Genomic DNA, 7,144 nt, shown 5'->3' on the forward strand with positions numbered 1-7,144 from the left:
TTTTCGAGCGCCACGAAGTCGTTCTTTTTCTTTCCCCTGATAGATTTGCAGAGCCGCCGGCTATTCTATATAGGTTGCGCCGGCTAGAATCCAGATCCGGATCCATCTCCCTATCCCGCTCTCAATCCTGATCCATCTCCAGAACTAGGGCAGCACCTCGGTCGAGCCGATCCAGTTGGCGCCGAGATCCACATTCCAGCCATTCCCCTTGTTCGCAAAGCGGATGCAGCGCTTGTTGGCGCTTTGCTCCTTGGGATCGTTGATCTTCAGGTAAATGTCATACTCCCCGGCAGGAATGCTTCCGAAGGCATCCAACGAAATCGAAAAATTCAAATCACGCCACGCCGCGGTATGATCGGCTCTGCTGTTCAAATCGGGCCGCCAGTCCCTTGCATCGAGGTCTGTAAGTGCCGCGTAGACGTTAGAGCCATTCCGGGCTCTCAGAAGTACGGCCACATTCTTCCTGTTGACAATATTGCCAAAGCCGACGTTCTGAATCTTCCCCTCGAACCGCAAGGTGCCCTTCTGCTCCACCCATCGGCTGGCCCTGGCCTCGCGCAGCACCAGGCGGTAGCCGAGCCGGTCGCGCACATATTCCATCGCATTCCGGCCATTGTAGACCGGATCAAAGATGGCCTTGCGCGTCACGCCGTCGTGCGGCGGGGTAAACGGCGCGGTGACATTTTCTTCGGTATAGACAAAATCACCCCAAAGCTTGTAAGTGCGCCGGTTATAGTTTGTATTTAAATGCGTGGATTGCGCATAAGCGGCTTCATAGAGAACATTCGGACATCTGGGATAGATATTAGTGTCCGGGCCCGGTCCGACCGTTTCACCGCCGTAAAAGTTATTCTGATTTCTGATCCAGGTCAGGGCTGCGTTACGGTCATAATCCGCATAATTACCCGTGCCGATCAACGCATACCCTTCGGAGAGCGAGCCATTGTCATCCGGCACGGCGCCCCGCGAGCCCGCAGAATAACTGTCGTTGAACATCCCGAATCGCTGCGCTGGGGTTCCGCGAGCTGGAGCCGGCATCAAATGCGCAAAGCTGTAATCAGTGCCATACTCCATGTTATACCAGGCCATGACTCCGCCCGCATGTACCAGGATGGAACGCGAAGCGGGTACATAGCCCAACAGCGCGTTCAAAAGCCAGTGGTATCCTTCCCGCGTTCTGGCATACGAGGACGAATGCATTTCACCCCACGGGCCGAAGATGCCTCCTTTAACCGCCATGATGCACTCTTCGAATTCGCCGAACACATTCCCGAGTTGCCAGAGATGATATTGTACCCAGTTTTTCTCCTCATGACCGGGGATGCCGCAGAGATCGGATTCATTCACGACGCCGGTTTCATACCAAACCCGGCCTTTCGGCGCCCCGGGTTCGCAGTCATGAATGAGCTGGTTGAATTTATCATTATCCACATAGGTATGGCCCTGTCCGTCATAATTGAACTTGACAATGGCGACGGCCTCACTCTCTCTCACTCTTTGCAGCGCTGCTCTGACGTAATCAAGCGCAGCAGGTGTCAAGGGTTGCGTGGTTCCATAATGCGGCGGAAGAGCGTTCTTTGCGCTCCAGGGGCCGATGGGTTTCCCGTCGAGGGGGGCATTCGACGAAAAATTTTTCAGGTCGAATTCCATATACACGATGCGGGCATCCACAGGGACCGAGGTGCCCGTGATGGTGGTTGCCAGCTCCGGAAAACCCGGAGTGCCGGCGGTGACCGGAATGACATAGGCCTCGGGTCGGTAAAAGCCCCGGTCCGGATTCGGAATATCAACCGGATTCTCTGTATAGTCCAGCGGCTGTTGCACCAGCGGAGCCGTTCCGCGATCCGCCGCCCCTTTCGGGACGATGCCGTTCCCGGGTGCCTTGCCCGCGCAGGCCGCCAGCAGCACGCCAGTCAGCACTAGGCCCTGAAGAAGTTCGAATACCTTCACTCGCCATACCTTTTTCATAAGCCGACCTCTGTTTTCCATTTTCATTGATCAGGGTTCCAGATACCAGCGGGGATGCGCCGTATTGTAGGCCTGCAACGCCGTCCACTTGGCGCTGGACGAGGTTGCTCTGCTCACGTTATCCAGATAGACGCCGTCGAAGCCCATGTCGACGATCCTGTCGATGGAGGACCGACCCTCCGGGAAAAGGGAGTGATCGTAACCGGGATTTTTATATCGGCTCCCGCCGCGGACAATAATGTCCCGCCACTCCGGATGCCACCAGATCGGAGTGGCCTCATCCGCATATTGCCCGGCGTACGCCGACCAGAGCAGCCAGTTGGGGATGCCGACATCCCAAAATCTTTCACGGGCGGGGATGAACACGCCATTCTCTACCGCACCGTGTAGGAAAGATCGGGGATCGGGATTGACCATGACGGGATCGGCGAACCAGCGATACAATTCCGCTGTGCCGATGCTGAGATAGGCGATCACCTGCCGCCGGCCGCCCCGGGGTTTCCATTTGAGGCGTTCCACTTCCGCCCGGGTCAATGCGCCCCCGTCGAAATGCGCGTCGATATAAAAGGCATCCCACTCCGAGGCCGCGAGTTCCTCGATATAGGCCTTTCGGCCTTCGTGCTGCGTATAGCCTTTGGCCACCCAGAAAAAATCCCATTCCGTGCCGTGGTCCGCGATCGCCTGAGCGACCACCTCCGCCTTGCCGGTAGGCTTGAATCGTCCGCCCGGGCAAGGAACCAGATATCCGGCCGTGGCGGTGATATCGAGGCGGCTGGCGGGATTAGCCTCCCAGTCCGGCCAGTTCGTGTATTTACCGGTGCTGATCATGTAGAGATGGTTTTTCGCATCCATCATGCAATGAACATCGTTGCTGTTAAGGGTGTGCGCGATACCTGCCGGTATGGGGTGATGGATGATGTCGTAGCGGTTGGAGGAAGGCGAATAGATCGGCATATAACCGGGATTTCCCTTCCCCGGCGACTGATACACTTCGGCACTCAGGCGCGGGTGCCAGAGGATATTGTTCTCGGCGGCAATTCTTTGGTTCTCGGCAACAATCTTGACGGTGCTGCCATTGGTGTTGGCCGTACCCTTGATGCCCACCTTGGAGAGGTTGGCCAGCCGGGACACCGTCGTCGTGCTGAAATTTTCAATCCCCCAGCCATCGAGGAGGTGGAGGAGATTCCAGTCATACCCATTTTCCGGATTGCCATCCATATGGGCATATTCCAGCGTGTCCTGCGGAACGATCTGAAAGTCCGGATTCCGGGTTTTCGCTTTGATGGCGATCTCCATGATCAAGGCCTGCATCTTGCGGGCGCGCCCGACGGCGCTGACGTCATCCGGATCGCCATAATACGCTTCAACCTTCGCCGTCAGCTCGGCAATGGTCTGGCCTCCCCGGGGCTGCCAGACGGAATTCTGTCCGGACTCACCCGCGGCGGCGAGACGGCCGGGAATCCGGGCCAGGAGGGAGGGAGCGGCTCCCATGGCAGCCGCCGCGAGCATCCCGGTTCTGAAAAACTCTCTTCGCTTCATTACTCTTCCTTTATGTGAGTCGAGCCGATCAAATTGGCGCCCAGCTCCGCATTCCAGCTGTTTCCCTTGTTGGCAAACCGGATGCAGCGCTTGTTGGCGCTTTGTTCTTTAAGATCGTTGATCTTGAGATAGATATCATACTCCCCGGCAGGAACGTCACCAAATGCCTCCAGAGGAATCGAGAAGCTCAAATCGCGCCACGCAGAAAGATTGTCGGCCCTGCTGTTCAGATCAGAGCGCCAATCCCGCGCGTCCAGGTTCGTCAGGGCCGTAAAAGTGCTGGAGCCATTTCGGGCCTGGAGAAGGATCGACACCTTTTTCCGGTTTACGACATTGCCAAAGCCGACGTTCTGGATCTTCCCCGCGAACACCAGGGTACCGTGCTGCTCCACCCATGCGCTGGCTTTCGCCTCGCGCAACACCAGGCGGTAGCCCAGTCTGTCCCGGAAATACTCCAGGCCGGTTTTACCGTCATAGACCGGGTCAAAGATGGCCGTTCGGATTTTCCCATGGTAAGGCGGAGATTTTTCCGCACCATCGGCCGGAAAGGTAACCGGAGCCGTGACGTTGGTTTCATTGTAAATAAAACTGCTCCAGCGGTTATAGCTGCCGTGTCTCATGTTCAAAGCGCTGGTTCGGAGCTGCTGGGCCTCGAGAATGGCGCCCGGCATTTTGCCAAAGACATTATCGCCGATGCCCCCTTCCCCCTGAAGGATCTGGTTTTGCTTATTGATCCAGCCGACAATCTTGTAACGGTCATAGCCAAAGTCATCCCGGCCCCACCACGCTGCGTCCGTGGCTGAGTCCGGATTCCAGTCTGGAAGCAGCATCCTGCCGCCTTCGGAGAGCGAGCCGTTGTCATCCCAGGTACCGGCGGCATAACTGTCATTGAAAAAGCCAAACCGCGCCTCCGGCGAGCCCTCTGGAGAGGCCGGCATGCGGTCGATATCGGAAAAGGTATAATGGGTATCATAGGTCAGGTTATACCAGGCCAGGAATCCGCCCACATGGGTCAGGAGCGGCCGCGAAGCGGGAACCGCATCCAGATAGGCATCGAAAAGCTTCTTGTACTGCCGTGGATCCCGGGCGACCGGAGAGGTGTGCATCTCGCCCCACGGACCGAACATGCCGGTCTTGACGCACATGATGACGTCTTCATACTCGTGGAGAATCGGCTTCAGCTGGAAGATATGATATTCGATCCAGTTTTTGTCCGTATGGCCGGGGACCGTACACCAGACCGAAGGATTATTGGCGGTTATGTACGTTGGCTCAGGACCCAAAATGAGGTGCTCGTTATCTCTTCCTTCGACATAATTGAATCCATTGCCGTCATACGAAAACTTGACAAAGGCCACCCCATTGCCTTCTCGTACTTTTTGCAGCAGACCTCGAATATAGTCAAGTGCATAGGGGGTCAGCGCCTGCGTTTTGCCTGTTCTGCCGGCAAAGCTTTTCAGGCTTCCTTTATGGGGATCAGCGTCGTAAGCCTTGCCGTTCTCCCGGCTAAGGAAGGCATTCGACGAAAAGTTGCACAAGTCGAAGCCCATAAAAGAGATGGAGGGAAGGGCCGAGACCCCGGTGCCGCCGACGTAGGGATCAACTGTGACTCGATTGAACACCTCCGTCATTTCGATGTCATCGCCTTCCACCGGCGGCATCTGTCTGCCCTGGTACAGAGGTGAATTGGCGTCAACGGGAACCCGGTGATCCACTTCAGGGGTACGGCCAAACGGGGTCGGCGCAGACTGCCACCGGCCGCGATAGAATCCCCGGTCCGGATTCGGAATATCCACAGGATTCTCGGTATAGTCGAGGGGCTGTACTACCAGCGGGGCTGCTGCTTTGTGATCCGCTCCCTGCGATTCAGCAGTTTTTTGGGCAGCCATTCCTGTAGAGGCGACTAACATCATGGCGGATAACGCCAGGCCAGCGATGCCCCTGCTTGCATTCATGACCAATACTTTTTTCATGACCGAACCTCTCAACTATCCCGGCAAGCGACCGGCTCGTCGACCAGAGTATATGGAATTTGTCAACAAAAAGCGATTTCGAAAAATGCGAACCGCATAAAAAAATGTTCGGGCACTCCCCGAACGCCATTTCCCCTCTGGTTGGAATGTATTAAAAATTGTCCGAACAACAAACAAAATATTAGATTTTTTCCAAATGTTTGCCGAGACCAGCGGGATGCAGGCAGGGCGGCGGCAGGAACTGCAATCGAAGGATTCTGAATTTTGTTGATTTCCGCGCCATGATTCAGTACATTGATTCATTGGAATGCACGGTAGCCTGGTGGCGCCCGCGGACTTCATTTCTCGCCTGCCATTGGTAATTCTAAAATATACGGTGTGTCATTTACTAAGCCGCTATTATTCTAAACTACTATCTATTTTGTAAATCTCTGTGCACCATCTTCGGTCAAGTCCACATCAGTCCTCTCCAACCTGATGAGCGTGGATATTTTGTTTTCACTCAATTAAAGGTGAAAGCTCATCGAGTTCACTGCAAAATTTTCCATTGGCCAAAGGTTACACCGCCAAGCTGACAAAGGCTGTCCAAGAAGCTGGCGCATCCAGAATGATAAATGAGAGGCACAAGATGAGGGCATTTAAAATTGCATGTATCGTCTATTGCGCCTTGTATCTCATCATGACTTTCATCGCCACCTGGGATATTCAGCATTCTATGACAAGGGATTTCCTGGCATGGAAAGCAAACCGTAAGCATTGGGATCCCGGATTTCCTACTTTTCATGTCCAGGCTGATGCCACATTAGTTCCTTTCATAATCAAAGTAAAGCATAGTGCATCACTTGCACCTCTGGCCGGGCGGGGATATACGTCCTATTATTTTTGGTTTTTTGGATTCAAAAAGGTGCTCTCAGAAAGGCAGACCATGGTTTCGTGATGATCATCCAGGTGTACTTTGGAAAACAATATTTGGGGATCAGCCGCTGCCAATCTGAACCTTATGTTGAGACATGTAAAAGTTAGGTTAATAAAAGTTTAACAAGTTGCCTAACCAGTAGCATCAAGGTGAGATAAGTCTCGGATTTTTCTTGAATTCTCCAATCGGAAAAGAATTATTTTCCTAGGGTCCTCTTCGTCTCCCATCCGCTGTTTGATTGATTCACCGGCCATTCAATCGCCATCAGATATTGCATTACGATCCTTCTGTTGATGACCTCGATTTTTGGATTAATTCGGCATCGTCTTCAGCTCGCACTATTTCCATGACCTTCAGTTTTTCCTCCCCTCTTCACGTCTAGCCGAAACCGGCCATCAGGCCCATCGATTGTTTAATATCCAGACGCGCTGGCAACGGTTTCGCACCATGTTCTGACGAGCAGCAAACCCCCCATCTATAAGGCATAAAACGTTGCAAAATTTGCACTTTTTACCTTTTTTAGGTTGCATTATTTGGTAGTGTCCAGGATTTTGTGCAAAAAATTGTGTCATTATGGCCACCTAAAATCTTAGGCATTCAGTGGGTAGTATGAAGAAAGAAATTTACACAAAATCGCGGGTACTATATTGCCTAACTCACTAATTTGCTTGACTTCCAGCGGCCGTTTTCGTATCTTTTCCCATGGGAATGCACGGTAGCCTGGTGGCGCCCGCGGACTTCAAATCCG

4 protein-coding genes are annotated in these 7,144 nt (G+C 53.7%); 1 reads left to right on the plus strand and 3 read right to left on the minus strand.

The genetic code is table 11. The features are described 5' to 3' along the window. Positions 1-144: 144 nt before the first annotated feature. The 3 genes from PLH32_14620 to PLH32_14630 are packed head-to-tail and all read right to left on the minus strand — an operon-like array spanning position 145 to position 5,480. On the minus strand, positions 145-1,968 hold the full coding sequence (locus PLH32_14620; GenBank protein HQJ65844.1) for a DUF4832 domain-containing protein: 1,824 nt from the start codon (positions 1,966-1,968) through the stop codon (positions 145-147). A gap of 30 nt (positions 1,969-1,998) precedes the next feature. Further along, the gene (locus PLH32_14625; GenBank protein HQJ65845.1) at positions 1,999-3,507 is read right to left on the minus strand and encodes a hypothetical protein; all 1,509 of its coding nucleotides are present in this window, start codon (positions 3,505-3,507) and stop codon (positions 1,999-2,001) included. Continuing rightward, positions 3,507-5,480 (minus strand): DUF4832 domain-containing protein, encoded by a 1,974-nt coding sequence (locus tag PLH32_14630; GenBank protein ID HQJ65846.1) that lies wholly within the window; start codon positions 5,478-5,480, stop codon positions 3,507-3,509. The genes PLH32_14625 and PLH32_14630 overlap by 1 nt, the downstream gene beginning before the upstream one ends. A gap of 628 nt (positions 5,481-6,108) precedes the next feature. On the opposite strand from PLH32_14630, the gene PLH32_14635 reads away from it, so the two are divergent. Next, positions 6,109-6,417, plus strand: coding sequence for a hypothetical protein (locus tag PLH32_14635; protein HQJ65847.1), 309 nt, complete (start codon positions 6,109-6,111; stop codon positions 6,415-6,417). Positions 6,418-7,144 lie beyond the last annotated feature (727 nt).

Source organism: bacterium, assembly GCA_035419245.1.
Classification (GTDB): Bacteria; Zhuqueibacterota; Zhuqueibacteria; order Residuimicrobiales; family Residuimicrobiaceae; genus JAKPUX01.

What these genes read in the sequence shown, in the direction of transcription:
- PLH32_14635 (HQJ65847.1), top strand. Translation starts at nt 6,109, where the DNA reads ATGAGGGCATTTAAAATTGCATGTATCGTCTATTGCGCCTTGTATCTC.
- PLH32_14620 (HQJ65844.1), bottom strand. Translation starts at nt 1,968, where the DNA reads ATGAAAAAGGTATGGCGAGTGAAGGTATTCGAACTTCTTCAGGGCCTA.
- PLH32_14625 (HQJ65845.1), bottom strand. Translation starts at nt 3,507, where the DNA reads ATGAAGCGAAGAGAGTTTTTCAGAACCGGGATGCTCGCGGCGGCTGCC.
- PLH32_14630 (HQJ65846.1), bottom strand. Translation starts at nt 5,480, where the DNA reads ATGAAAAAAGTATTGGTCATGAATGCAAGCAGGGGCATCGCTGGCCTG.